The following is a 23,213-nucleotide window of genomic DNA, read 5'->3' as shown; positions in this document are numbered from 1 at the left end:
GATATCCGGTACGAAATAACCTCATCCGAATAGCAATTCGCGCCCCCCACAACGAATGTGGAGGGCGCGAATACGTTTCGGAACTTATGCGCGAGCGGTGCGCAGTTCCCGCGGCAGGGAGAAGACCAAGGTCTCATTGGCGGTGGTGACCGGCACCACCGAGCCGAAACCGTGTTCCGCCAACAGTTCCAGCACGCCCTCCACCAGAATCTCCGGCACCGACGCACCGGAGGTGACGCCGACGGTGCGCACGCCCTCGAGCCAGGCGGTGTCGACCTCGCGGGCGTAGTCGACCAGGTGGGCCGCCCGCGCCCCGGCGGTCAACGCGACCTCGACCAGCCGCACCGAGTTCGACGAATTGCGCGAGCCGACCACGATCACCAGATCGCATTCCGGCGCCATCGCCTTGACCGCGGTCTGCCGGTTGGAGGTGGCGTAGCAGATGTCGTCGCTCGGCGGATCCTGCAGCTTGGGGAAGCGCAGCCGCAGCCGGTTGACCGTCTCCATGGTCTCGTCCACCGACAGCGTGGTCTGCGAGAGCCAGATCACCTTGTTCTCGTCACGCACGGTGACCTGATCCACGGCGTCCGGGCCGTCGACCAACTGCACGTGCTCGGGCGCCTCGCCCGCGGTGCCTTCCACCTCCTCGTGGCCCTCGTGGCCGATGAGCAGGATGTCGAAGTCGTCGCGTGCGAACCGCTTGGCCTCCTGGTGCACCTTGGTCACCAGCGGGCAGGTGGCGTCGATGGTGTGCAGGTTGCGTTCCGCCGCGGATTCGTGCACGGCCGGGGAGACGCCGTGCGCCGAGAACACCACGAGCGCGCCGTGCGGCACCTCGTCGGTCTCGTCGACGAAGATCACGCCGCGCTCACGCAGTGTCTCCACCACGTGCCGGTTGTGCACGATCTCCTTGCGGACATAGATGGGGGCGCCGTGCTTTTCGAGCGCCTTCTCCACTGTTTCGACCGCCCGGTCCACACCGGCGCAGTAGCCGCGCGGTTCCGCGAGCAGTACTCGCTTGGGCGCGTCGACATCACCCGCCGCCGACCGGACGATTCCGACGTTCAAAGGGATTGCCGAGGACATGCCCCACAGAATACGTGTGCGACCCGAAGCCCATTCGCGCGGAGGCTAGGGTCACAATCACCTTTTGTGCTTTCTCACCTTTGCATCACACGGCGTTTCGGGCAGGCTAGGGGCATGTTCCGACCTCCGTTCCTGGCCCGGGTCGCCGCCGGGGCTGCCGTCTATGCCCTCGAGGAAACTCGTCGGCTACCGACCAACGCAATCAATTTCCCGATCACCGCGATCAGCCAGATGCTGCAGACGACCATGCACCTCCAGCAGTTCGTGACCAGCCTCGCTCTCAAGGGCGACGCCGTCTTCGACCGTTTGATCAACCAGCCGGAAGAGCAGCCGGCGTGGGCCACCTTCGATGAGGACGAGGACGACGAGCAAACGTCGAGCTTCGCCTCAGAATCGGTACGACAGAGCCGTTTCGACCTCTTTACCGAGCCGGAACCGGCCGCCGAAGAGGTCGCCGCGCCCGTCGCCGAGCCCGTTGTGGCCGTCGCCGAACCCGTTGCCGCCGAACCCGAACCGGTTGTCACCGAATCGGCCGCGCAGGAGGCCGCCGAACCGGAGTCGACCGAAACCGAGGCCCCCGCAAAGGCTTCCACCAACGGCCACAACGGCCACGTGGTGACCGAGCCGGAAGTGGCGGCGCGCTTCGACTACGCCAACCTGTCCATCGCCCAGCTGCGCGCGCGTCTGCGTCAGCTCAGCGTGGACGACCTGGCCACCCTCCTCGCCTACGAGCAGGAGACCACCGACCGCGCCCCCTTCGTCACCATGCTGACCAACCGGATCGCGACGGTTAACAACTCTCGTTGACTCTCAGGGGCTTCGCCCCTGAAACCCCTCGAGATTTCGGGGCTCCGCCCCGGACCCCGATCATGCCGCCGCGGCGGCGTTCGACCAGCGCCGGTCGGCCGGGCTTCGGCTCGGGCGGTCGGCGCGTTTCGTTCACCGGATTCGCGGGGAGTGGGCACCCCGCGATTCCGGTCTCGGGGCGTTGTGTGAGCCACGTCGGTGGGCACTGACAGAATCGGTGCGGTGACCACCGATACGCCCGCGAAGCCGCCGAGCTCCACCGCCGAGAACCCGATGCCGGTGCGGACCATCGCGGTGAAGGTGGCGCAGTGGATCGATCGGCTGGGTGCGGTCTGGGTGGAGGGTCAGATCACCCAGATGAATGTGCGGCCGGGTACGCGCACGGCGTTTCTGGTGCTGCGGGATACGGCCGCGGACATGTCGTTGTCGGTGACGTGTGATCCGGAGTTGCTGCGCAGTGCGGCGGTGCCGTTGCAGGAGGGCAGCCGGGTTGTCGTCTACGGCAAGCTGTCGTTCTTCACCGGCCGCGGCACGGTGTCGTTGCGGGTCACCGAGATTCGCCCGGTGGGCATCGGCGAGTTGCTGGCCCGCATCGAGCGGTTGAAGGCGCTGCTGTCGGCGGAGGGCCTGTTCGATCCGCGGCTCAAGCGTCCGATCCCGTTCCTGCCCCATCGCATCGGCCTGATCACCGGCCGCGCCAGCGCCGCCGAGCACGATGTGGTCACCGTCGCCACCCAGCGCTGGCCCGCGGTGCGCTTCGAGATTCGCAATACCGCCGTGCAGGGCCCGACCGCGGTGCCGCAGATCCTGGAGGCCATCGCCGCCCTGGACGCGAATCCGGAGGTGGATGTGATCGTGCTGGCGCGCGGCGGCGGCAGTGTCGAGGATCTGCTGCCGTTCTCCGATGAAACCCTGTGCCGCGCGATCGTTTCCGCCACCACCCCGATCGTCAGCGCCATCGGCCACGAACCCGACAATCCGATCTCGGACTATGTGGCCGACCTGCGCGCCGCCACCCCCACCGATGCCGCCAAGCGCATCGTGCCGGACGCGGCCGCCGAAACCGCGCTGTTGCAAGAGCTTCGCGCCCGGGCCGCGGCCGCCCTGCGCGGCTGGGTGGATCGCGAGTCCCGCGCCCTGACCCAATTGCGTTCGCGCCCGGTGCTGGCGGATCCGCTGCGCCTGCTGGATCAGCGTCACGACGAGATCGAGCGTCTGCGCGCCAATGCCCAGCGCGCGGTCGACCATTTGCTGAACGGCGAATCCACCACCACCCGGCACCTGCGCGAAAAGCTTTCCGCGGTGGGCCCGGCCGCCACCCTGGCCCGCGGCTACGCGGTGGTGCAGCGCGTCAACGGCAAGGACCGCGAAGTGGTTCGCGCCATCGAGGATTCACCGCCCGGCACCCAGCTCCGCATCCGCGTGGCCGACGGCGCGATCTCCGCCGCCGCCCTCGGCGCCCAATCCCTGGCCCCCCGAAAGGACTCCTGATGACCGACGACCGCGCCGAAATCGCCACCTTCGGCTATGAACGCGCCCGTGACGAACTCGTCAATGTGGTGAAGATGCTGGAGCAGGGCGGCATGGATCTGGATGATTCGCTCGCGCTGTGGGAGCGCGGCGAGGCCCTGGCCACCCGCTGCGAACAGCATCTGGCCGGTGCGCGCAAACGCGTCGAGGATGCGCTGGCGCACCGTACTTCGGCGGAGTGACTAACCGCGCGGCAGCGGCTGCGCCCGCACCACCGCGGTGGCGAGGGTGTCGAAGGCGTCGCCGTTGCCCGCGCCCTTGATCAGGACTCGAACGTCACCGAAGTCGGCGATCCAGGCGGACTCGGAGCCCTGTTCGGCGTAGATGCTCCACATGTGGTCACCGTGCTGCTGGGTGCCGGTGGCCTTCGGGGTGGGGGCGTACTTCTTGGCCATGGCGTCGGCGGTCGCGCTGGACTGGCTCAGCTGCATGTAGGTGCCCTGCGGGGTGATGTAGCCGACCGTGCTGACGTCACCACCGCCGTCTCCGGTGATGGTGAAGTGGCTGCCGGAGTTGGGTGTCCACTTGTCGTCCCCGTCGGCGGGCAGTGCCGGTAGCCGGATCGGGAAGGGCATGAGCCGCGCGTCGTCGGTGAGTGCCGCCTTCGCGTCGAAGTTCGGGATCTGACCCTGTTTGGGGCCGCCCGTGGAGAACGAGCACTGACTGGCGATGCCCGCGATGACCAAGCAGATCAGCACCAGCGGAGCGAGCGACCAGATGAGGTCCTTGTAGTCGTTCTGACTGCGCGGCTTTTGGTACGACACGCACCCAGTATCCATGGGGCACAGCTGCGACCGAGCTCACGGTGGCGGGAAACGTAAGTACGTGCCGAGCACCGGAAACCGCAATGCGACAATTTACCCAGATTTGGACGAAACAAGGAGGCTCTCGTCATGACCGCATCCAGCCGCCGTGAGGCACCGGACCGCAACCTAGCGATGGAATTGGTCCGTGTCACCGAGGCCGGGGCCATGGCCGCGGGCCGTTGGGTCGGCCGGGGTGACAAGGAGGGCGGCGACGGCGCGGCCGTCGATGCCATGCGGCAGTTGGTGGCGACCGTTTCCATGCGCGGCATCGTGGTGATCGGTGAGGGCGAGAAGGACGAAGCGCCCATGCTGTACAACGGCGAGCTGGTCGGCGACGGCACCGGCGCGGAACTGGATTTCGCGGTCGACCCGATCGACGGCACCACCCTGATGGCGAAGGGCTCCCCCGGCGCGATCTCCGTGCTGGCGGTCGCCGAGCGCGGCGCCATGTTCGATCCCTCGGCCGTGTTCTACATGGAGAAGATCGCCGTCGGCCCGGACGCCGCCGACGTGATCGATCTGGCCGCCCCGATCGCGGAGAACCTACGCCGGGTCGCGAAGGCCAAGAACTCCTCGGTCTCCGACCTCACCGTCTGCATCCTGGACCGCCCCCGCCACGCCGACTACATGAAGCAGGTTCGCGACGCGGGCGCCCGCATCCGTCTCATCTCCGACGGTGACGTGGCCGGCGCGATCGCGTGTGCCCGTCCCGAATCCGGCGTCGACATGCTGATCGGCATCGGCGGCACCCCCGAGGGCATCATCGCCGCGGCCGCCATGCGCTGCCTGGGTGGCGCGCTGCAGGGCAAGCTGGCCCCGAAGGACGACGCCGAGAAGCAGAAGGCCATCGACGCGGGCCACGATCTCGACCGCATCCTGAACACCAACGATCTGGTCTCCGGTGACGACGTGTTCTTCAGCGCGACCGGTGTCACCGACGGCGATCTGCTCAAGGGCGTGCGCTACTACGGTGGCGGCGCGTACACCCAGTCCATCGTGATGCGCGCCAAGTCCGGCACGGTCCGCCTGGTCGACGCCTACCACCGCCTGACCAAGCTGCGCGAGTACGCGTCAGTGGACTTCGTCGGCGACGAGCACGCCACCCCGCCGCTGCCCTGACCTGCGAAACAGCTTGCCGCCCCGGTGGATCCGTGCCACCGGGGCGGTTTTTCGTATTCCCCCGGGGAGTGTGCGGATTGCCTCAGGCGTGGCACCCCCACGGGGTCCGGGACGGGCATAGGGTCGATTTCATGACCGATGAGACCCAGTTCCGGATCGAGCACGACACGATGGGCGAAGTCCGTGTCCCTGTCGACGCGTTGTGGCGGGCGCAGACTCAGCGGGCGGTGGAGAACTTCCCGATCAGCGGACGTGGCCTGGAGCGCGCGCAGATTCGCGCGCTCGGCCTGTTGAAGGCGGCCTGTGCCGCGGTGAATCGCGATCTGGGGCTGCTGGACAAGGCCAAGGCCGACGCCATCATCGCCGCGGCCGCCGAGATCGCCGACGGCGGCCACGACGACCAGTTCCCGATCGATGTGTTCCAGACCGGTTCCGGCACCAGTTCGAATATGAACGCCAACGAGGTGATCGCGAGCATCGCCGCCCGGGACGGCGTCACCGTGCACCCCAACGACGACGTCAACATGTCGCAGTCCTCCAATGACACCTTCCCCACCGCAACGCATCTCGCGGCCACCGAGGCGGTGATCAAGGATCTGATCCCGGCGCTGGATCATCTGCGGCTGGCGCTGCTGGACAAGTCGCAGGAGTGGAAGTACACGGTCAAGTCCGGCCGCACCCATCTGATGGACGCGGTGCCGGTGACGCTGGGCCAGGAGTTCGGTGGCTATACCCGGCAGGTGAGCGCGGGCATCGAACGGCTGCTGGCGACGCTGCCGCGGGTGGGCGAACTGGCGATCGGCGGGACCGCGGTCGGCACGGGCCTCAATGCGCCCGCCGGTTTCGGCGCGAAAGTCGTTGCGGAGCTGGTGAAGTCGACCGGCGTGGATCATCTCTCCGAGGCGCGGGATCATTTCGAGGCGCAGGCGGCCCGCGATGGGCTGGTGGAGCTGTCGGGTGCGCTGCGCACGGTGGCCATCAGTCTTACCAAGATCGCCAACGATATTCGCTGGATGGGGTCCGGCCCGCTCACCGGATTGGGTGAACTTCAACTCCCCGATCTGCAACCCGGCTCCTCGATTATGCCGGGGAAGGTGAATCCCGTTCTCCCGGAGGCTGTTACCCAGGTGGCCGCGCAGGTCATCGGAAATGATGCGGCTATTGCCTGGGGCGGCGGTAATGGCGCCTTCGAATTGAATGTCTATATCCCCGTGATGGCCCGGAATGTCCTGGAGTCGATTCGACTGCTGGCCAATGTTTCCCGATTGTTCGCTGATAGGTGCGTCGTGGGGCTCGTAGCGAATGTCGAGCACCTGCGTCAGCTGGCTGAATCTTCCCCGTCGATCGTGACTCCGTTGAATTCGGCGATCGGTTACGAGGAGGCCGCGGCGGTGGCCAAGCAGGCGTTGAAGGAGAAGAAAACAATCCGCCAGACGGTCATCGATCGGGGACTGATCAGCGACAAGCTCCCCGTCGAGGAGCTGGATCGCCGTCTCGACGTCCTCTCGATGGCGAAAGTCGACGACTCGAAGTAGTAATTCGAGAAGCAACCCCGGTCAGCAACCTATTTTCTTTTTTTGAAACAGACTGTGAAACGGATCACTCATAGCTCGCGATTAGCTGAGTGTCCGCATCCGCGGATGTTCCATGAAAGGAAAGAACCATGTTGCTAGCACTCGCGGGTTTCCTCGCCACCCTGGGTCTCGTCGGCGCAGGCGCCACGATCTTTACGATTCTCGGAATTCTCTGAACTCCATAACATGGATATGGCGGCCCTGGCCGCCATATCCATGTGGGGTGTCCGATCACTGCGCGTCACGAGACGACGCACCGACCTTTTCCGGGTAATCGATCAGATCGATGTCGTTCTTGGCGTTCTCGCCGAACTTCACCATCATCTTGAAGCCGCGCGAGCGCACGAACCAGTTGCGCAGCCGCAGACCACGGGCCGTCCGAGGGGCGATGAACCGGCCCGGGCTGGCCTCCTCGGCCTTGCGCAGCAGCCGCTTCATGACCTCCTCGTAGCGAGCGAACGCCACGGCGTAATCGCCGTCGGCCGCGGCCAATTCACCGGCGAGCACGTAGGCGCCGACGATCGCCGAGCCGGTGCCGAAGCCGTTGAGCGTGTGGCCGTGCGCCGCATCTCCGACCAGCGCCACCCGGCCGTTGGTGAAGTTCTTCATCTTCACCTTGGCGATCGCGTCCAGGTAGAAGTCGTCCAGGTAGGGCAGCTCGGCGAGCATGCGCGGCACCTCCCAGCCCATGCCGGCGAAGCGCTCGGCGACGATGGCGCGCTGCTGATCGAAATCGTCCCGCGAGTAATCGAGTTCGGGCGAGGCGAACAGGTACATCTGCGCGGCCTTGTTGCCGCCCTCCATGGCGAAGCGGCCGGGGGTGTTGCAGCCCAGGGACCGGGCGCGCTCGCGGTCGCCCTCCGGCATGTCCTTCCAGATCGACGCGCCGGCGATGGCGTAGTAGTAGCCGTCGTGGGTGACGTAGTCGGCTTCGGGACCGAAGGCGAGCTTGCGGACCCGGGAGTGGATGCCGTCGCAGCCGAAGACCAGATCGAAGACACGCGCGGGCCCGTGCTGGAATTCGACGACCACCCCGTCGCCGGTCTCGCGCAGTCCGGTGACGGTGTTGCCGAAGAGGTATTCGCAGGTTCCGGCGGTCCGGCTGTAGAGGATCTCGGCCAGGTCGCCGCGCAGGATCTCGATGTCGCCGCCGAGGAATTCGCCCGCCATCACGGCCTGTTCGGTGCCGTTCTCGTCGACCAGGACCCAGTCGGTCTTGCCGGTCTGGCGGCGCTTGATGTCGTCGAGCACGCCCATCCGCTCGAGCACGGTCATGTGGGTTTCGCCGGTGAAGTCGACGGCCTGGCCGCCGCCGCGCAGTGCGGGGGCCTTCTCGACCACGGTGACCTGGAAGCCGTAGCGCTGCAGCCACAGAGCGAGGGCGGGACCGGCGACGCTGGCTCCGGAGATGAGGACGGTGGTGTTGCGCATATCGGTGACTCCTTCGGTAACTGCGTCCGTCGGACGCTGTTGATGTTTAAGAGCGTATGGTGGACGCAGTTTCTTGTCAACCCCGAAATCCGGAAAGATGGCGACCATGCCCGCACCGACCACTCTCGAACTGCTCTGGGGCACGCCGGACCGCCCCCGACGTGGACCGAAACCATCCCTGACGCTGGAGCGCATCGTCGCCGACGCCATCGAGATCGCCGACTCGGAAGGGTTGGCCAACCTGTCGATGGCGCGCCTGGCCGAACGGGTGGGCTGCGCCAAGATGGCGCTCTACCGCTACGTCCCCGGGCGGACCGAACTCACCGCGCTCATGATCGACACCGCACTGGGTGGGCCACCGGAAATCACGGCGGCGCAGGCGAATTCGCCGCAGCCGTGGCGCGCCTACCTGCGGCCGTGGGCTGAAATCTTCTACGAAAGGGTGATCGGCCACCCGTGGGCGGGCGAGCTGACCGCGGGCATCCGCCCGATGGGCCCCAATGAATTGGCCTGGCTGGACGCGGCTTTGAGCGTGCTCGGCGATACCGGGCTGACCTACTCCGAGCAGTTCGACGCGGTCGCACTGCTGCTGGGTCACGCCCGCTCGGTGGCTCAACAGACCGCGGCGACCACCGGCGACGACCCGGCCGAAGAACAGCTGGCGCGCGAACTCGGCACGGTGCTGTCGGCTCAGGCCGAACGCTTCCCGCACGCCATCGCGGCGCTCGCGGCGGCGATGGGCGGCACGCCCGATACCGAGAACGGCAACGGACTCACCTTCGGGATCGACCGCATCCTCGACGGCCTGGCCGTCCTGATCGAGTCGCGGCGCACTCTGCCCTGAGACCTGTCGCAACACGGCCCGAGGCCTGTGCGGCAGGCCACTTTCGGCCTACGCTCGGCTCATGTCAGAGCTACCCGAGTTGAAGCAGGATCCGGTCACCACGGTGCGCGAATTCTTCGCCGCGATGGAGATGAAGATCGTGGGCGAGGCCCTGGAACTGGTCGACCCGAACATCGTCTGGAAGAACACCTCGCTTCCCGACATCAAGGGCGTCGACCGGGTGCGCTGGGTCCTCAACGCCCTCAACAGCCCCCGCTACGGCTTCCGCGCCGACATGCACCACATCGCGGCCACCGAGGACGGCACCGTCCTCACCGAACGCACGGACTACCTCCGCATGGGCCCCATAGAAATCTCCTTCTGGGTCTGCGGCACCTTCGCCTTCCGCGACGGCCGCATCGTGCTGTGGCACGACCACTTCAGCTGGGAGAACTTCCTCCGCGGCACCGCCGTCGGACTGTTCCGCGCCCTCCTGCCCCGCTGAAAGCGCGACGCCCGCCGGCGAATTCGCGGCGGGCGTCGGCATCGAACCACGCAAGAGGGGCCCGATTGGGCTCAGTAGCGCGGGATTTTGGTCAGGGGCGTGGGGTCACGCGGTGGGGCGGAGGTGGGCGAGTTCGGCGCGGGCCTTTTCGCCCTCTTCGGTGAAGTCGGTGCGGGTGAAGATCTTCCACTCCTCGAGCAGCGGGCCGAAGACCAGCGTGGGCTCGTTGGCGCGGTCGTAGATGCCGGCTTCGGCGAGGACGTCGTCGCTGTTGCGGCCGTCGGCGAGTTCGACGGTGGGGACGTGGAAGTCGGCGATGCGGTCGGCGATGGCGCGCACGGTCTGGTCGGGCGTCAGGTCGAGGGCCGCGGTGACCAGGTTGGCGAAGAAGACGGCCTGCAGTTCGTCGTCGGCGGCCAGGCGGTCGGCGATGGTGGCGACGATGACATTGTCGGCCGAACGCGCGGTATTGCGGTGGCGGACCGCGGCGGCGGTCTCCTCCAGGGCGCAGGCGGCGAGCACGTCGAGCAGGTGCATGCCGGGGCGGCGGAAGCCGGTGGTCATGTGCGCCATGCGCATCCGCTCCAGCGCGATCGGGTCGACGGCGCGGGTCACCATGAGGTAGTTGCGGATGAGGATCTCGTGCCGGTTCTCCTCGGCGGTCCAGCGACCCACCCAGCGCCACCACGGGCCGCGGTTGAGGTACTTGCCGAGTTCGCGGTGGTACGCGGGCAGATTGTCGGCGATCAGCACGCCGATGGTGAGCGCCGTCTTGGCGACCTCGCTCAGCTCGGATTGCCCGGGCTCCCAATCGGTTCCGCCGAGGAACTCGAAGTTGCGGCCGTCGTCCCACGGCACGTAGTCGTGAGGCTGCCACTCCGCGGCCGCGGCGATATGGCGGTCGAGGTTCGCCTCCACCTCCGGCGCGAGCGATACCAGCAGGTCCCGATCGGACAAAGCGTTCTGCACCGGAACAACCTAGCGGTATTCGGGCAAACGTGGGGATCTTCGCAGGTATTCACATCCGCTATGACCACCCGGGGTCCGGGGCGCGATGAGGGAGCGCCCCGAACCCGGGCCCGCTACTTCTCGGTGACCGTGGTCTTGTTGTCGGTCCAGGTGATGGAGCCGCCGCTGAAGTCGCTCTGCTTGCCGCCCGCGATGTCGTACTCGTCGCTGGTCGGGTAGCCGAGTTTGCCGCTGGCGCCGCCGTTGTCCTCCCACGCCTTGCGGATTTCGCCCCACACCACGTGGGTGCCGTGCGCGGAGCTGGCGTAGACGGCGCCGCCGTCGAATTCCTGGACCCAGCCGCCGTCGGGCGCTTCCTTGGCCGCGCCGGTGGGCATGCCGAGCGGGCTGGTGGCGCCGCCCATCTGGTTGTACTTGTCGAGAATGGCTCCGCTGAGCGTGATTTCGCCGTTCGGAGTGGAGATCTTGGTTTCGGCGGTGGTGGTTTCCGCCGCCGCGGCCGCCGTGGTGGTGGTCGTGGCGGACGCCGAGTTGCTGTCCTTGTTCTTGTCGCAACCCGCGCCGAGCGCGGTCACGACCGCGAGCGCCGCGATGATGCCAGCCGTGCGTCGAGCGAAGTGGTTCATTTCCATCCTCCCAACGGTGTTTCCTTCAAGAAAGTGCGGCCGAGCTGGTAATTTCACCGAAAACTACCCCGCCGCCGGGGAACTGAAACACACGCCAGAAGATCGCCCGGCCGGAGGGCGAGTCGCTCTCCGGCCGGGCGGGTCCTACTTACCAAGGGGCCTCAGGAGTTGGGCCCGAACTCCTCCAGCATCTCGGTCACCAGCGCCGCGATCGGCGAGCGCTCACTGCGGGTGAGGGTGACGTGCGCGAACAACGGGTGGCCCTTGAGCTTTTCGATCACGGCGGCCACGCCGTCGTGCCGTCCGACCCGCAGGTTGTCGCGCTGGGCGACGTCGTGGGTGAGCACCACCCGCGACCCGCTGCCCAATCGGCTCAGCACCGTGAGCAGCACATTGCGTTCCAGCGACTGGGCCTCGTCCACGATCACGAAGGAGTCGTGCAGCGAGCGTCCGCGAATGTGGGTGAGCGGCAGCACTTCCAGCATGCCGCGCGCCTGCACCTCCTCCATCACCTCGGGGCTGGCCAGCCCCTCGAGGGTGTCGAAGACGGCCTGCGCCCACGGCCCCATCTTGTCGGCTTCGGAGCCCGGCAGATAGCCGAGCTCCTGTCCACCCACCGCATACAGCGGACGGAACACCACCACCTTTCGATGCGTGCGCCGTTCCAGCACGGCTTCGAGTCCGGCGGTCAGCGCGAGCGCCGATTTACCGGTGCCGGCCCGGCCGCCGAGCGAGATGATGCCGATGCTCTCGTCGAGCAGCAGATCCAGTGCGATCCGCTGTTCGGCCGAGCGGCCGTGCAGCCCGAAGGCTTCGCGGTCGCCGCGCACCAGTTGCACCCGCTTGTCCGGAGTCACTCGCGCCAGCGCGCTGCCGCGCGGGCTGAGCATCCGGATCCCGGTGTGGCAGAGCATGTCCCGTGCCTCATCGAGATCGATGATCGACTCGGCGTAGAGCTTGTCGACGATGCTGGTGTCGACTTCGAGCTCCACCATGCCGGTCCATCCGGAGGTGACCACGTCCTGCGCGTGGTACTCCTCGGCCCGCAGGCCCACCGCGCTCGCCTTGACGCGCAGTGGAATGTCCTTGGACACCAGCACCACCCGCTGCCCTTCGGCAGCCAGGTTGAGTGCGCAGGCCAGGATGCGGGAATCGTTACTGTCCGTGCGGAATCCGGCGGGCAATACCGTGGGGTCGGTGTGGTTCAACTCCACCTGGAGTGTTCCGCCCTGGGTGCCGACCGACACCCGCTGATCGAGCCGACCGTGCGCCAAACGCATGTCGTCGAGCATGCGCAGCGCCTCGCGCGCGAACCAGCCGAGTTCGTGGTGGTGGCGTTTGGCCTCGAGTTCGCTGATGACCACCAGCGGCAGCACCACATGGTGCTCGCCGAAGCGGATCAGGGCCCAGGGGTCGGACAGCAACACCGACGTATCGACAACAAATGTTTTCGCCGGTCCGGATTCGGACGATTGCGAGGCGCGAACTCCCTGCGTTTTGGTGGGCAGGCTCTGCTGAGTGCCTGCGTCCCGGGCGGGAGCAATGACGGAGCGTGCATCAGTCACGGTGGGCTCCTTTGCCACTCGCGCGACACCGCGCGAGCGTTCTCGCTGGGCCGGTCAGCCTTGGGGTCTTGCGACCCGAGGGCCGGGTGCCGGCCCCCTCGCACTGAGTTGCTCAGTCACGATCAGGACCTCCCGTACGAGCCACACCTACGCGGCCCGCACTCCCGACGCTACCGGCGAAATCGCGATCCGGCTGCCCGACTGTCGGGCACATTGGTGAAGATCGCGTTAACGCCTGTCCGCTCTGCGTGTTTCGCGTAATTCATCGAGCAGTACCGGGAGGTGGCTGTGCTCGGGGTCCTTTGTTGCCGTGACCAGGGTCAACGGGCCCTCGGCGGCCTCCTGACGCAAACGCGCCAAACCCTCCCGATGCTCGTCGTCGGCGAGTTCGATTCGATACCTCCGTTCGAACTCGGCACGGCGTGTCAGTGGATCGGCATGAAACCATGTGCGGAGCTCCGTAGTGGGGGTCACATCCTTGGCCCACTCGTCTATCTCCGCCGCCTGTTTGCTGATGCCGCGCGGCCAGAGCCGATCGACCAGGACGCGGCGGCCGTCATCCGCGTCGGGGGCCTCGTACACGCGCTTGACCCGGTAGTTCGGTTGCGCTGTCATGCCCTCCATTACAGTCGACGTCATGGCCGAAACTCCGGATCTGCAGACCCTGTCCACCAAGGAATTGCACGACCGCGCCGTGAAGCTCGCGGCCCGGCGCGGCGATATCAAGTTCCTGTGGGAGCTGCTGAAGTCCATCCCGGCCGCCGAGGCCGCCGCCGGAGATATCGGCGAGAGCGAGGCCGACATCAAGTACGTCCTGCCCATGCTCGACGACTACGTGCACGCGGGCGAGGGGCAGATCGGCGAGGTACTCCGCCCGATGTACGTGGACTACCTGGCCAAGCACGCCTGATTCGGTTATCCGGCAGCGGGTTTCGCGCCGGACGTAGACTCCCGATATGACCGCCGACGCTGTCCCGGAGCTAGTCGTCTACCGCCGCCCCGGGTGCCCGTACTGCTCACGGATGCGCAATACGCTCAACCGCCACGGCATCGCGCACCGGGAAGTGAACATCTGGGAGGACCCGGACGCCGCCGCGTTCGTCCGCTCGGTCGCCGATGGGAACGAGACCGTGCCGACGGTGGTGTTCCGGGACGGCTCCACGGAACGGAGTTGGGTGAATCCGGATCCGAAGCAGCTGATCGCGACGGTGCGCGCCGACGCTCCGGCGCTCACCGGTGGACGGAAGCGGTTCTTCGCGTTCTGACCGGGCGTTCCCATACTGCGGGAATACCCCCTCCCCCTATTCGGTTGGTTGATGCGTCTACCAAAATCCGGAAGCCCTCCGGCCGATGAGAGGAGTGAGCATGACCGCAGCCGTCGCACGCAAGGTCGATCGCGTCCGCACCAAGGCCATGGGCGGGCCGACCGATCAGGTCGACAAGAATGCGCTGATCATCGCGCCCGATGACGTGACGCGCACCGACCCGTTCCTGCTCATGGCCGAAGACTGGTTCTCCACACCCGGTTTCGAGTGGCATCCGCATCGCGGCCTGGAGACGGTGACCGTCGTGCTCGACGGCATGCTGGAACACGGCGACAGCCTCGGCCACGCCGGTGCGCTCGAACCCGGGGATGTCCAGTGGATGACCGCCGGTCGCGGCATCATCCACCGAGAACTGGCCTACCACAACGAGTTCGCACACACGCTGCAGCTCTGGCTGAACCTCCCCAACGGCCAGCGCATGACCGAAACCCATTACCAGGACTTGCGATTGGCCGATCAAGGCCGAATCGAAGCCCCCGGCGTCCTCGTCCGAGTCGTCTCCGGCAGTCAATCCGAGATCACCGGCCCGGCCGAAAACCAGTGGCCCATCACGGGTCTCATCGTGACGCTGGAGCCCGGCAGCCGCTACACCCCGATCCTCGCCCCCGAGGACCGCGCCTTCGTCTACGCCATCCAGGGCGATGCCACCGTCGGCGGTACTCGGGTCTCGGACGGTCAGGTCGCCTGGTCGGATCCGATGAACGTCACCGACCCGACCGGCCTGGAATTGGTCGGCACCGACCCGGATCGCCCCACCACCTTGATGGTCTTCTCCGGCAGGCCGATTCGCGAATCCATCGTCTTCGGCGGCCCCTTCGTCATGGGCACCCGAGACGACATCGAACAGGCCTACCTGGACTTCCGCCGCGGCAAGTTCGGCCCCATCCCCCGCCTGGCCCGGCTGTAAAACCGTCATTCCCAACGAAAACGCCCCTCGCGATCATGAGATCGAGAGGGGCGCTTCGTCGTACGTGCAGGCTCTCAGCCCAGCAGGCGCCAGTCCTCCAGGCCCTCGTAGAGGGGGAATTCCTGGGCCAGCTTGGCCACGCGCTGACGCAGCGAGTCCAGCTCGGCGGAGCCGGTCAGCGCGGCGGCGATGATCTCGGCGACCTCGGTGAACTCGGCGTCGCCGAAGCCGCGGGTGGCCAGGGCCGGGGTGCCGATGCGCAGGCCGGAGGTGACCATCGGCGGGCGCGGGTCGAACGGAACGGCGTTGCGGTTCACGGTGATTCCGATTTCGTGCAGGAGGTCCTCGCCCTGCTGGCCGTCGAGCTGCGAGTTGCGCAGGTCGACCAGGACCAGGTGCACGTCGGTGCCGCCGGTGAGGACGGTGATGCCCTTGGCCTTGGCGTCGGCCTGGGTCAGGCGCTCGGCGAGGATCTTGGCACCGGAGATGGTGCGCGCCTGGCGTTCCGCGAACTCGGGGGTGCCGGCGATCTTGAAGGCCACGGCCTTGGCGGCGATGGCGTGCATGAGCGGGCCGCCCTGCTGCCCCGGGAACACGGCCGAGTTCAGCTTCTTGGCGAACTCCTCCTTGGCCAGGATCAGGCCGGAGCGGGGGCCGCCGAGGGTCTTGTGCACGGTGGAGGACACGACGTGCGCGTGCGGCACGGGGGACGGATGCAGGCCCGCGGCAACGAGTCCCGCGAAGTGCGCCATGTCGACCCACAGGTACGCGCCGACCTCGTCGGCAATCTCACGGAAGGCCGCGAAGTCCAGCTGCCGCGGGTAGGCGGACCAACCGGCGACGATCACCTTCGGCTGGGTCCCCTTGGCGAGCTTGCGCACCTCGTCCATGTCGACGCGGTGGTCTTCCTTGGAGACGCCGTAGGCGTGCACCTCGTACAGCTTGCCGGAGAAGTTCAGGCGCATGCCGTGGGTGAGGTGGCCGCCGTGCGCGAGGTCCAGGCCGAGCAGCTTCTCGCCCGGGGACATCAGCGCGTGCAGCACAGCGGCGTTGGCCTGCGCACCCGAATGCGGCTGCACGTTCGCGTACTCCGCGCCGAAGAGTTCGGTGACGCGGGCGCGGGCCAGATCCTCGACGATGTCGACGTTCTCGCAGCCGCCGTAGTAGCGGCGGCCCGGGTAGCCCTCGGCGTACTTGTTGGTCAGCACCGAGCCCTGCGCCTGCAGCACCGCGCGCGGCACGAAGTTCTCCGAGGCGATCATCTCGAGGGTGTCGCGCTGGCGAGCGAGCTCCCCTCCCATCGCGGCGGCGACCTCGGGATCGAGTTCGGCGAGGGACTGGCTGTTGACAGAGGCGCTCGTCTGGGTCACGCCGCCGAGTGTATTGGCCGCTGCCGCCGCGCCGATCGAGGGGTTGGTTGTGTCGCTCATGGCACACCTCCGCTTTCGGGTACCCCGAAGTTGTCGGGGATCGCCAGGCACCCAGGCGCGCGGTGCCGGACTTCGGTGCTTCCCGGTGGTTGATTCCACCTCGAGTGCGCCAGTCGCGGTGCGGCCATCCTATCCCGACGCGCGACGCGCCTTTCACATGCGGCGGATCGCCCCCGGCGTAAGGGGTTCGTCGAGCAGGCGACGGAAACGTTCAGACCGGTCCTCGGCATCCACCGCGCGATCGAGCCAACCGCCGAGCAGACGGTAACCCTCCACGTAGGTAGAGATATAGGCCCGCCACAACGGCGAAGACAGGAAGCGCAGGGACTGCCGGGCCCGTTCGGGCGTCACCAGACTCCAGCGCTGCAGAAACTCCGCCACCTCGTCGGCATCACGATGGCGATCGTGCAGCAGCAGCGCCGCATCCTGGCGCACCCCGAGCAGATTCGCGGACGCCGTCGAAATGCTTTCGGCGCGTTCGCCATCGAAACGCAGGCCCAGATCCGCGTAGATCTCCTGCGCCCAGCGGCCCCAGCCCGGTCCGACGATCGACTTCAACGCCAGGTCCGCGAGACCCTCGGCCATCAAGCACTGCGGGGTGTTGACCACGAACAGCGTCTGCTCGTCCTGGCCGGCACCCACCAATCCGGCTTCCTTGCGGCAGTGCTCGGTGTGGTGTCCCGGGTACGACTCGTGCGCGATCAGATGCGGCAGCTGCGACATGTGCTGCTTGAGGTCGGAGTTGATGGCGACCCGGGACTGATAGTTGCCCAGGTAGTAGTTGAAGCCCGACCACGGCTTGTCCCCCACCACTTCGTATTCCACGTGCTCGTTGTCCGGCAGCGGATACCGCTCGCGCACGAGTTCGCGCAGCGCGCCGGAGAACGCGTCCACGCATTCCTGCAGCCGCTCGGGCGGAATCTCGTCCTGGCGGCGGTGCGCGGTGATGCGGTCGAGCAATTCGCCCTCGCCGGGCAGCGTCTCGTCGAGTAGCCGGTGCGCCTCGCGATAGTCCTCGACATCGCCGGGCGCGATATCCACATCGAAGTAGGCGGCCACCTCGTCGATGAAGGAGATGTCCTCGCCCGCGAACTTGCGACCCGAGCATTCGAGGGCGCGCAGGTGCGCCTCCAGGAATTCGGTGCGCTCGTCGGATAGGCCCGCGTCGGGAAGTTCCTTGCGCAACGCGGCCGCTCGATGCGCGAGATCGCGTGGGTCCGGCGCGGGCGCGTTCTCGACTTCACGCCGTAGGGCCGGATCGCCGGTGAACGCGTCGACGAACCCTTCTTCGAGCCGGTCGAAGGCCAGTCCCAGCCGCAGATAATCGGTCACGAGTGGATGCGCTGCCATGCCTCGACCCTATGCGATCGAATGCCGGTCAGCGGCCCGGATCAGCCTGTCGCGCAGGCTCACCGGACACGCCCGGCTACTGTGATGTGGCCCATCCCACTCCGGTTACCGGCGAGTAGCAACACCTGGTGTTCACCCCGATGTTGGAGCCGAGCACAATTCGGCTATGCGTGGAGTGTTGGCCGGATCGCCGGGCACGGCGACGATGCGGCTTTCCGAGAGCTGTTGTCGTGGCGCGCGAATGTGGGGACCCGAGTAATGGCACGGATGAGCGAGCCCAGCCCCTACGTGGAATTCGACCGCAAGCAGTGGCGCACCCTGCGTAAGTCGACTCCCCTGGTGCTCACCGAGGAAGAACTGATCGGCCTGCGCGGCCTCGGCGAACAGATCGACCTCGAGGAGGTCGCCGAGGTCTATCTGCCACTGGCCCGTCTCATCCACCTGCAGGTCGCGGCGCGACAGCGGTTGTTCGCCGCCACCGCCACCTTCCTCGGCGAGACCCACCCCGACCGTCAGGTGCCGTTCGTCATCGGCGTGGCGGGCTCGGTCGCGGTCGGCAAGTCCACCACCGCACGTGTGCTGCAGGCGCTGCTGGCGCGCTGGGACCACCATCCGCGGGTCGATCTGGTCACCACCGACGGATTCCTGTACCCGACAGCCGAACTCACCCGCCGCGGCATCATGCACCGCAAGGGCTTCCCGGAGTCCTACGACCGGCGCAAGCTGCTGCGCTTCGTCACCGAGGTGAAATCCGGTGCGCACGAGGTCTGCGCGCCCGTGTACTCGCACCTGCAGTACGACATCATGCCCGGCGAATACCACTGCGTGCGCCAGCCCGACATTCTCATTGTCGAGGGCCTCAATGTGCTGCAGACCGGTCCGCGTCTGATGGTGTCGGACCTGTTCGACTTCTCGGTCTATGTCGACGCCCGCATCGAGGACATCGAGAACTGGTACGTGCAGCGGTTCCTGTCGCTGCAGCAGACCGCCTTCCAGAACCCGGATTCGCACTTCCACCACTACGCGAACTTCAACGAGCAGGAAGCGGTCAACCAGGCCAAGGAGATCTGGCACAACATCAACCGGCCGAACCTGGTGGAGAACATCCTGCCGACGCGGCCGCGCGCGACGCTGGTGCTGCGCAAGGACTCCGACCACACCATCAACCGGCTGCGACTGCGCAAGCTCTAGAGCTTCCAAGCGGCCGCTAGAGTTTCCAAGCAGCATCGAGGCGGCCACCGACATCGATATCGGTGGCAGCCTGGATGTTCGGCTTGCGAATCTCGGTGGCGATGTAGCGCGCCACGAAGCGGCGAATCTCATGATCGACGCTGGCCAGGATGCGTAGTAGCTCCCCGCGCCGCGTCGCGCTGGCCACATTGATGCGCACATTGCTCGGCTGCGGCTCGGCGATCTCGATGAGCACGCGCAACGGTTCGGCGGTCCGCACGGTCAGATGCAGGTGAATGGTGCCGTCCACCCGGAACGGGTAGCGATCCACCGCCAGATCGATGAGCAGATCGACCTTGAGCGGTATCACCAGATCGAACGAAATAATGTCGCCCACTTCGCGATTGAGCCGCGGCTGCCCCAATCGCACGGTGGCGGAAAGTTTCGCGAGCTTGCCCGGCCCCGCCCCGATCGGCCCGAATTCGAACGCCTCCCCGGTGAGCTTCTCGAACGCCCCGGCAATGCGATCGGCGGAGGCGGCATACTCCAGGAACCGACGGCCGAACTCCTCATAGCTGAGGTACGGCACCGCCACGACCTGGGTTTCCGCGGGGCCACCCTGCCCCTCGTACAGCTCGCTCATGTGATCCGACGGTACGCGAGCAAGGACTTGGCGAACCCGGAAGCGGTTGCACTGCAACGGAACCGTTGGTTCGCCGTGTTCTAGACCCCGAAGCGGCGATGCCGGGCCGCGTAATCACGCAGCGCCCGCAGGAAATCCACGCGCCGGAACTCCGGCCAGTACGCCTCGGTGAACCAGATCTCCGAATACGCGCTCTGCCACAACAGGAATCCCGACAGCCGCTGCTCGCCGGAAGTACGGATGACGAGGTCCGGGTCGGGCTGGCCGGAGGTGTAGAGGTGCTGGCCGATGGCGTCCACGGTGATGGACTGGACCAGGTCCTCGCCGGTCTCCCCGGCGTCCATCTCCTGGCGGACCAGCGAGCGCACCGCGTCGGCGATCTCCTGGCGGCCGCCGTAACCGATGGCGACGTTCACGTGCACACCGGTGCGGCCCTCGGTGCTCTTGGCCGCCTCGCTCAGCCGCCGGGCCATCTCGGAGGGCAATTGATCGAGCGCACCGACGATGCGGACGCTCCAATCCTGTTCCGGCGCAGACAGTTCGTCGACGACATCGGTGATGACCTCGAAGAGGGTCGTCAACTCGTCGGAGTCGCGGCGCAGGTTCTCGGTGGAGAGCAGGTAGAGGGTCACCATCTCGATGCCCGAATCGCCGCACCAGCCGACCAGCTCGGCGATCTTCAGCGCACCGACCCGATGGCCGTGGCTGATATCGCTGAACCCGTTCTCGCGCGCCCAGCGTCGGTTGCCGTCACACATCACGGCGACATGCCTGGGGTGTTGTTTGTCCGCCAGCTGCTTGGCCAGCCGCGCCTCATATATGCGATATGGGAGTCCACGCACCTGAACCGCAAGCTTCACGGCCGCAACCCTACGCTCCCGCAGCGAAGCGCGGAGCGACCGGGACACAAGAGCGAAACACCGGGCACACTTCGTGACGACACCCACTCGACGGGCCCGGACGCCGCAACCTACGGTACCGTAGGTTACCGAGGAGGAACTTATGTCCGACGCTGTGCCGACCTCCGCCCCGGTGGCGGACGTCCTCGAATCGATCCCCACCGAACCCGCACCGATCAAGCCCCGCATGCGCGGGTGGATCCATGCCTGGGCCGTGGGTGTGGCCGCCATCGCGGTGGTCGTGCTCGTCACCAAGGCCACCTCGATCTCAGCGACGGCGGCGTGGTCGACGCTGGTGTACGGGATCACCGTGTGCGGGGTGTTCGGGGTCAGCGCGACCTATCACCGGGTGCACTGGAAGACCGTCCGGGCGCGCACTTGGATGAAACGCGCTGATCACAGCATGATTTTTTTGTTTATCGCGGGCAGCTACACACCGTTCGCACTCCTGGGTGTGCGAGGGCAGGCCGGGACGATCCTGCTGGCCGTGGTCTGGGCGGGAGCGCTGGGCGGGGTGACGCTGAAGATGCTGTGGCCCACCGCGCCTCGCTGGGTCGGGGTGCCGCTGTATCTGCTGCTGGGCTGGGCCATCGTGCCGGTGGCCGGGACGCTGATCAGCCATGTCGGCTGGACTCCGGTGCTGCTGCTGCTCGCGGGCGGTATCGCGTACAGCGTGGGCGGCATCCTCTACGCCTCGCGCTGGCCGGACCCGTGGCCGGAGGTGTTCGGGCATCACGAGTTCTTCCATGCCGCAACGGTGGTCGCGGCGCTGTGCCACTACATCGCGATCTGGCTGGTGTTGCTGAGCTGATCTCGGAAGTTGATCCCCGAGTAATTGCCCACAAACGTGCAATCCGGGCCCAAAGGTCTCTAAAGTCTGCGACGTGACCAGCAGACTCATCCTGTGGGCGCTGCGGGCGCGAGGCGGGCTGTCGGCCGTGGTCATGGCGTGCAACCTCGGCGGCCTCGCGGTGATCACCATCGAGCTGTGGCTCTCGGGCTTCCTGAGCCGAATCGGCAGCGAGTGGATGTCGACCTTCGTGCAGGTCTCGATCTATCCGACCATCGGCGCACTCGTCGGCATCGCACTGGCGATCCGAGATCGGACGCACTACTTCAGCTGGCTCGACCAGCGCCGCCCACCGAGCGAGGCGGAAGCGCGGCGACTGCTGCACCTGCCGCTCTCCATTACGCTTCGGGCCCTGGCCATCTGGCTGCCGGGCGTGATCGTGGCGGCCGCGATCTTCGCGCACGCCACCGAACAGCGCAGCTTCCCGGTCGTGCTGTCGATGTTCACCCTCGGCGGGCTGGAGTCGGCGGCCCTGACCTTCCTGATCGTGGATCGCCTTATCCGGCCGACGATTCCGGTGGTCGCCGAGGTGCTCGAGGGTTCCGCGCACTGGAGCAATACGGTGCTGGCGCGGGTGCTGGTCACCTTCGCGGTGACGGGCGCGGTGCCGCTGTTCATGTTGATCACCGTGCTCGCCGACCCCACCTCCGGCACCCACGATCGCATTCGCACCGCCATCTATCTGGCCCTCGTCGGGCTGTCGGCGGGCTCGGTGGCGACGGCCGCGCTGGCCCGGGCCGTGGCCACCCCGATGCATACGCTGCGCGACGCTCTCGACCGGATCGCGAAGGGCGACCTCGAGGTGCGGGTGCCGATCGGCAGCACCAGCGAGATCGGGCGGCTCGAACATTCCGTCAACGAACTCGCCGCCAATCTCAGTGAGCGCGAACGCATGCGGACCGTGTTCGGGCGGCACGTCGGCGAGGAGGTGGCCGAGCGAGCCCTCTCCGGCACCACGAGCTTGACCGGTGATATGCGGGTCGTGACGGCGCTTTTCGTGGATGTGACCGGTTCGGTCGCCATGGCCACCGAGCTCGCGCCGCACGACTTCGTGGCCAAACTGAACCGGCTGCTGTCCACCGTGGTGGCCGCGACCGAGGACAACCACGGCCTGGTCAACAAGTTCGAAGGCGATGCGGCACTGTGCATTTTCGGCGCGCCCATCGCGCTGGACGACAATGCCACCCCCGCGCTGCTTGCCGCCCGCCGCATCCGCGACGAGGTGGCCGCGCTCGCCGAACTCGACGTGGGCATCGGCATCGCGCGCGGGCTGGTCTTCGCCGGTGACGTCGGCACCGACACCCGTCTGGAATTCACCGTCATCGGCGATGCCGTGAACGAGGCCGCCCGCCTGACCACCGAGGCGAAGCGCGTCCCCCGCCGCATCCTCGCCAGTCAGGCCGTCATCGATGCCGCCTGCGACGCCGAGCGCACGAAGTGGACCCACCTCGACACTCTCCAGCTCCGCGGCCGCAAAGAGCCGACGCCCAGCTGGACCGACGTCCCGTCCCCACCCCGCCGCAACGGCAATGCCCCGCAGGCCGCCCCGCCGCAGGCCGCACCCCAACCCCAGGCACCCGCGGCCGACCAGGCCGCCGATCGCTGATCACCCAAGCCGCTTCAGGTTCATCCGCGCACCCGCTCGGACCTGGCAATTTCCCACTGACAACGCTGATCTGAACACCCCCGGACTGTAGGTCCGCCCCCTCCCCCGCAGCAACGCATTAACCCACCGAGATCAGGGTGGGGACGGCGAATTGCGGTGTCGTACTCGGGGACTGGGTGGATGTGGTACTTG

General features: G+C 67.0%; 24 protein-coding genes and 1 riboswitch. Of the genes, 13 read left to right on the top strand and 11 right to left on the bottom strand.

Translation table 11 applies throughout. From position 1 onward, the window contains the following. Positions 1-84: 84 nt before the first annotated feature. Positions 85-1,086 (bottom strand): 4-hydroxy-3-methylbut-2-enyl diphosphate reductase, encoded by a 1,002-nt coding sequence (locus ACYVN4_RS01495; protein WP_460717393.1) that lies wholly within the window; start codon positions 1,084-1,086, stop codon positions 85-87. A 114-nt stretch (positions 1,087-1,200) separates the two neighbouring features. On the opposite strand from ACYVN4_RS01495, the gene ACYVN4_RS01490 reads away from it, so the two are divergent. The 3 genes from ACYVN4_RS01490 to ACYVN4_RS01480 all read left to right on the top strand — a co-directional run bounded on the left by ACYVN4_RS01490 (position 1,201) and on the right by ACYVN4_RS01480 (position 3,605). Beyond that, entirely contained in the window at positions 1,201-1,893 is a 693-nt protein-coding gene (locus ACYVN4_RS01490; protein ID WP_460717392.1) for a lipid droplet-associated protein, read from the top strand. A gap of 273 nt (positions 1,894-2,166) precedes the next feature. Further along, the gene (xseA, locus tag ACYVN4_RS01485) at positions 2,167-3,384 is read left to right on the top strand and encodes an exodeoxyribonuclease VII large subunit (protein ID WP_460718325.1); all 1,218 of its coding nucleotides are present in this window, start codon (positions 2,167-2,169) and stop codon (positions 3,382-3,384) included. Continuing rightward, entirely contained in the window at positions 3,384-3,605 is a 222-nt protein-coding gene (locus ACYVN4_RS01480; RefSeq protein ID WP_379362571.1) for an exodeoxyribonuclease VII small subunit, read from the top strand. The genes xseA and ACYVN4_RS01480 overlap by 1 nt, the downstream gene beginning before the upstream one ends. On the opposite strand, the gene ACYVN4_RS01475 is transcribed toward ACYVN4_RS01480, so the two are convergent. Then, positions 3,606-4,187, bottom strand: a complete 582-nt coding sequence (locus ACYVN4_RS01475) for a DUF4245 domain-containing protein (RefSeq protein WP_460717391.1) — start codon at positions 4,185-4,187, stop codon at positions 3,606-3,608. A gap of 129 nt (positions 4,188-4,316) precedes the next feature. Here ACYVN4_RS01475 and glpX point away from each other — a divergent pair, with 129 nt between their 5' ends. Together glpX and ACYVN4_RS01465 are read left to right on the top strand one after the other, a co-directional pair. Continuing rightward, complete coding sequence (glpX, locus tag ACYVN4_RS01470) at positions 4,317-5,348, top strand: class II fructose-bisphosphatase (RefSeq protein WP_460717390.1); 1,032 nt, start codon at positions 4,317-4,319, stop codon at positions 5,346-5,348. Between the two features lie 131 nt (positions 5,349-5,479). Next, a complete protein-coding gene (locus ACYVN4_RS01465) occupies positions 5,480-6,883 on the top strand; it encodes a class II fumarate hydratase (protein ID WP_460717389.1) in 1,404 nt (467 codons plus the stop codon). 270 nt (positions 6,884-7,153) lie between these two features. Here the strand turns inward: ACYVN4_RS01465 and ACYVN4_RS01460 are convergent, their stop codons facing one another. Continuing rightward, on the bottom strand, positions 7,154-8,353 hold the full coding sequence (locus tag ACYVN4_RS01460; RefSeq protein WP_460717388.1) for an FAD-dependent monooxygenase: 1,200 nt from the start codon (positions 8,351-8,353) through the stop codon (positions 7,154-7,156). Positions 8,354-8,459: 106 nt separating this feature from the next. Here ACYVN4_RS01460 and ACYVN4_RS01455 point away from each other — a divergent pair, with 106 nt between their 5' ends. Further along, positions 8,460-9,197, top strand: a complete 738-nt coding sequence (locus ACYVN4_RS01455) for a TetR/AcrR family transcriptional regulator (protein WP_460717387.1) — start codon at positions 8,460-8,462, stop codon at positions 9,195-9,197. A gap of 61 nt (positions 9,198-9,258) precedes the next feature. Then, positions 9,259-9,681 carry a limonene-1,2-epoxide hydrolase family protein gene (locus tag ACYVN4_RS01450; protein ID WP_460717386.1) on the top strand — a complete coding sequence of 141 codons (423 nt, stop codon included), beginning with the start codon at positions 9,259-9,261 and terminating at the stop codon, positions 9,679-9,681. A gap of 105 nt (positions 9,682-9,786) precedes the next feature. Here ACYVN4_RS01450 and ACYVN4_RS01445 read toward each other — a convergent pair whose 3' ends face one another. The 4 genes from ACYVN4_RS01445 to ACYVN4_RS01430 form a co-directional block, all read right to left on the bottom strand. Further along, on the bottom strand, positions 9,787-10,650 hold the full coding sequence (locus ACYVN4_RS01445; RefSeq protein ID WP_460717385.1) for an acyl-ACP desaturase: 864 nt from the start codon (positions 10,648-10,650) through the stop codon (positions 9,787-9,789). A gap of 113 nt (positions 10,651-10,763) precedes the next feature. Beyond that, positions 10,764-11,276, bottom strand: coding sequence for an LGFP repeat-containing protein (locus tag ACYVN4_RS01440; protein WP_460717384.1), 513 nt, complete (start codon positions 11,274-11,276; stop codon positions 10,764-10,766). Between the two features lie 161 nt (positions 11,277-11,437). Then, complete coding sequence (locus tag ACYVN4_RS01435; RefSeq protein WP_460718324.1) at positions 11,438-12,784, bottom strand: PhoH family protein; 1,347 nt, start codon at positions 12,782-12,784, stop codon at positions 11,438-11,440. Between the two features lie 285 nt (positions 12,785-13,069). After that, positions 13,070-13,456 carry a DUF488 domain-containing protein gene (locus ACYVN4_RS01430; RefSeq protein ID WP_460717383.1) on the bottom strand — a complete coding sequence of 129 codons (387 nt, stop codon included), beginning with the start codon at positions 13,454-13,456 and terminating at the stop codon, positions 13,070-13,072. Positions 13,457-13,478: 22 nt separating this feature from the next. Between ACYVN4_RS01430 and ACYVN4_RS01425 the strand changes: the two genes are divergently transcribed. From ACYVN4_RS01425 to ACYVN4_RS01415, 3 genes are all read left to right on the top strand, one after another. Beyond that, positions 13,479-13,751, top strand: a complete 273-nt coding sequence (locus ACYVN4_RS01425) for a hypothetical protein (protein WP_460717381.1) — start codon at positions 13,479-13,481, stop codon at positions 13,749-13,751. 46 nt (positions 13,752-13,797) lie between these two features. Then, positions 13,798-14,106, top strand: coding sequence for a glutaredoxin domain-containing protein (locus ACYVN4_RS01420; RefSeq protein ID WP_460717380.1), 309 nt, complete (start codon positions 13,798-13,800; stop codon positions 14,104-14,106). 100 nt (positions 14,107-14,206) lie between these two features. Further along, on the top strand, positions 14,207-15,073 hold the full coding sequence (locus tag ACYVN4_RS01415) for a pirin family protein (RefSeq protein ID WP_460717379.1): 867 nt from the start codon (positions 14,207-14,209) through the stop codon (positions 15,071-15,073). 74 nt (positions 15,074-15,147) lie between these two features. Here ACYVN4_RS01415 and glyA read toward each other — a convergent pair whose 3' ends face one another. Together glyA and ACYVN4_RS01405 are read right to left on the bottom strand one after the other, a co-directional pair. Then, positions 15,148-16,443, bottom strand: a complete 1,296-nt coding sequence (gene glyA, locus ACYVN4_RS01410; RefSeq protein WP_460718323.1) for a serine hydroxymethyltransferase — start codon at positions 16,441-16,443, stop codon at positions 15,148-15,150. A gap of 102 nt (positions 16,444-16,545) precedes the next feature. Continuing rightward, a riboswitch (ZMP/ZTP riboswitch) is annotated at positions 16,546-16,630 on the bottom strand. Positions 16,631-16,656: 26 nt separating this feature from the next. Further along, complete coding sequence (locus ACYVN4_RS01405; RefSeq protein WP_460717378.1) at positions 16,657-17,853, bottom strand: DUF885 domain-containing protein; 1,197 nt, start codon at positions 17,851-17,853, stop codon at positions 16,657-16,659. Between the two features lie 258 nt (positions 17,854-18,111). Here ACYVN4_RS01405 and coaA point away from each other — a divergent pair, with 258 nt between their 5' ends. Further along, complete coding sequence (coaA, locus tag ACYVN4_RS01400; protein ID WP_379362585.1) at positions 18,112-19,044, top strand: type I pantothenate kinase; 933 nt, start codon at positions 18,112-18,114, stop codon at positions 19,042-19,044. Between the two features lie 16 nt (positions 19,045-19,060). Here the strand turns inward: coaA and ACYVN4_RS01395 are convergent, their stop codons facing one another. After that, positions 19,061-19,666 (bottom strand): hypothetical protein, encoded by a 606-nt coding sequence (locus ACYVN4_RS01395; RefSeq protein WP_460717377.1) that lies wholly within the window; start codon positions 19,664-19,666, stop codon positions 19,061-19,063. Positions 19,667-19,746: 80 nt separating this feature from the next. After that, the gene (locus ACYVN4_RS01390) at positions 19,747-20,526 is read right to left on the bottom strand and encodes an isoprenyl transferase (RefSeq protein WP_460717376.1); all 780 of its coding nucleotides are present in this window, start codon (positions 20,524-20,526) and stop codon (positions 19,747-19,749) included. Positions 20,527-20,752: 226 nt separating this feature from the next. Here ACYVN4_RS01390 and trhA point away from each other — a divergent pair, with 226 nt between their 5' ends. Together trhA and ACYVN4_RS01380 are read left to right on the top strand one after the other, a co-directional pair. Next, complete coding sequence (trhA, locus tag ACYVN4_RS01385; RefSeq protein WP_460718322.1) at positions 20,753-21,376, top strand: PAQR family membrane homeostasis protein TrhA; 624 nt, start codon at positions 20,753-20,755, stop codon at positions 21,374-21,376. 73 nt (positions 21,377-21,449) lie between these two features. Then, entirely contained in the window at positions 21,450-23,021 is a 1,572-nt protein-coding gene (locus tag ACYVN4_RS01380; protein ID WP_460717375.1) for an adenylate/guanylate cyclase domain-containing protein, read from the top strand. The last annotated feature ends 192 nt before the right edge of the window (positions 23,022-23,213 follow it).

The organism is Nocardia heshunensis (assembly GCF_054782115.1).
Note: the sequence above shows the minus strand (reverse complement) of the source record. Positions and strands in the feature narration are given on the sequence as shown.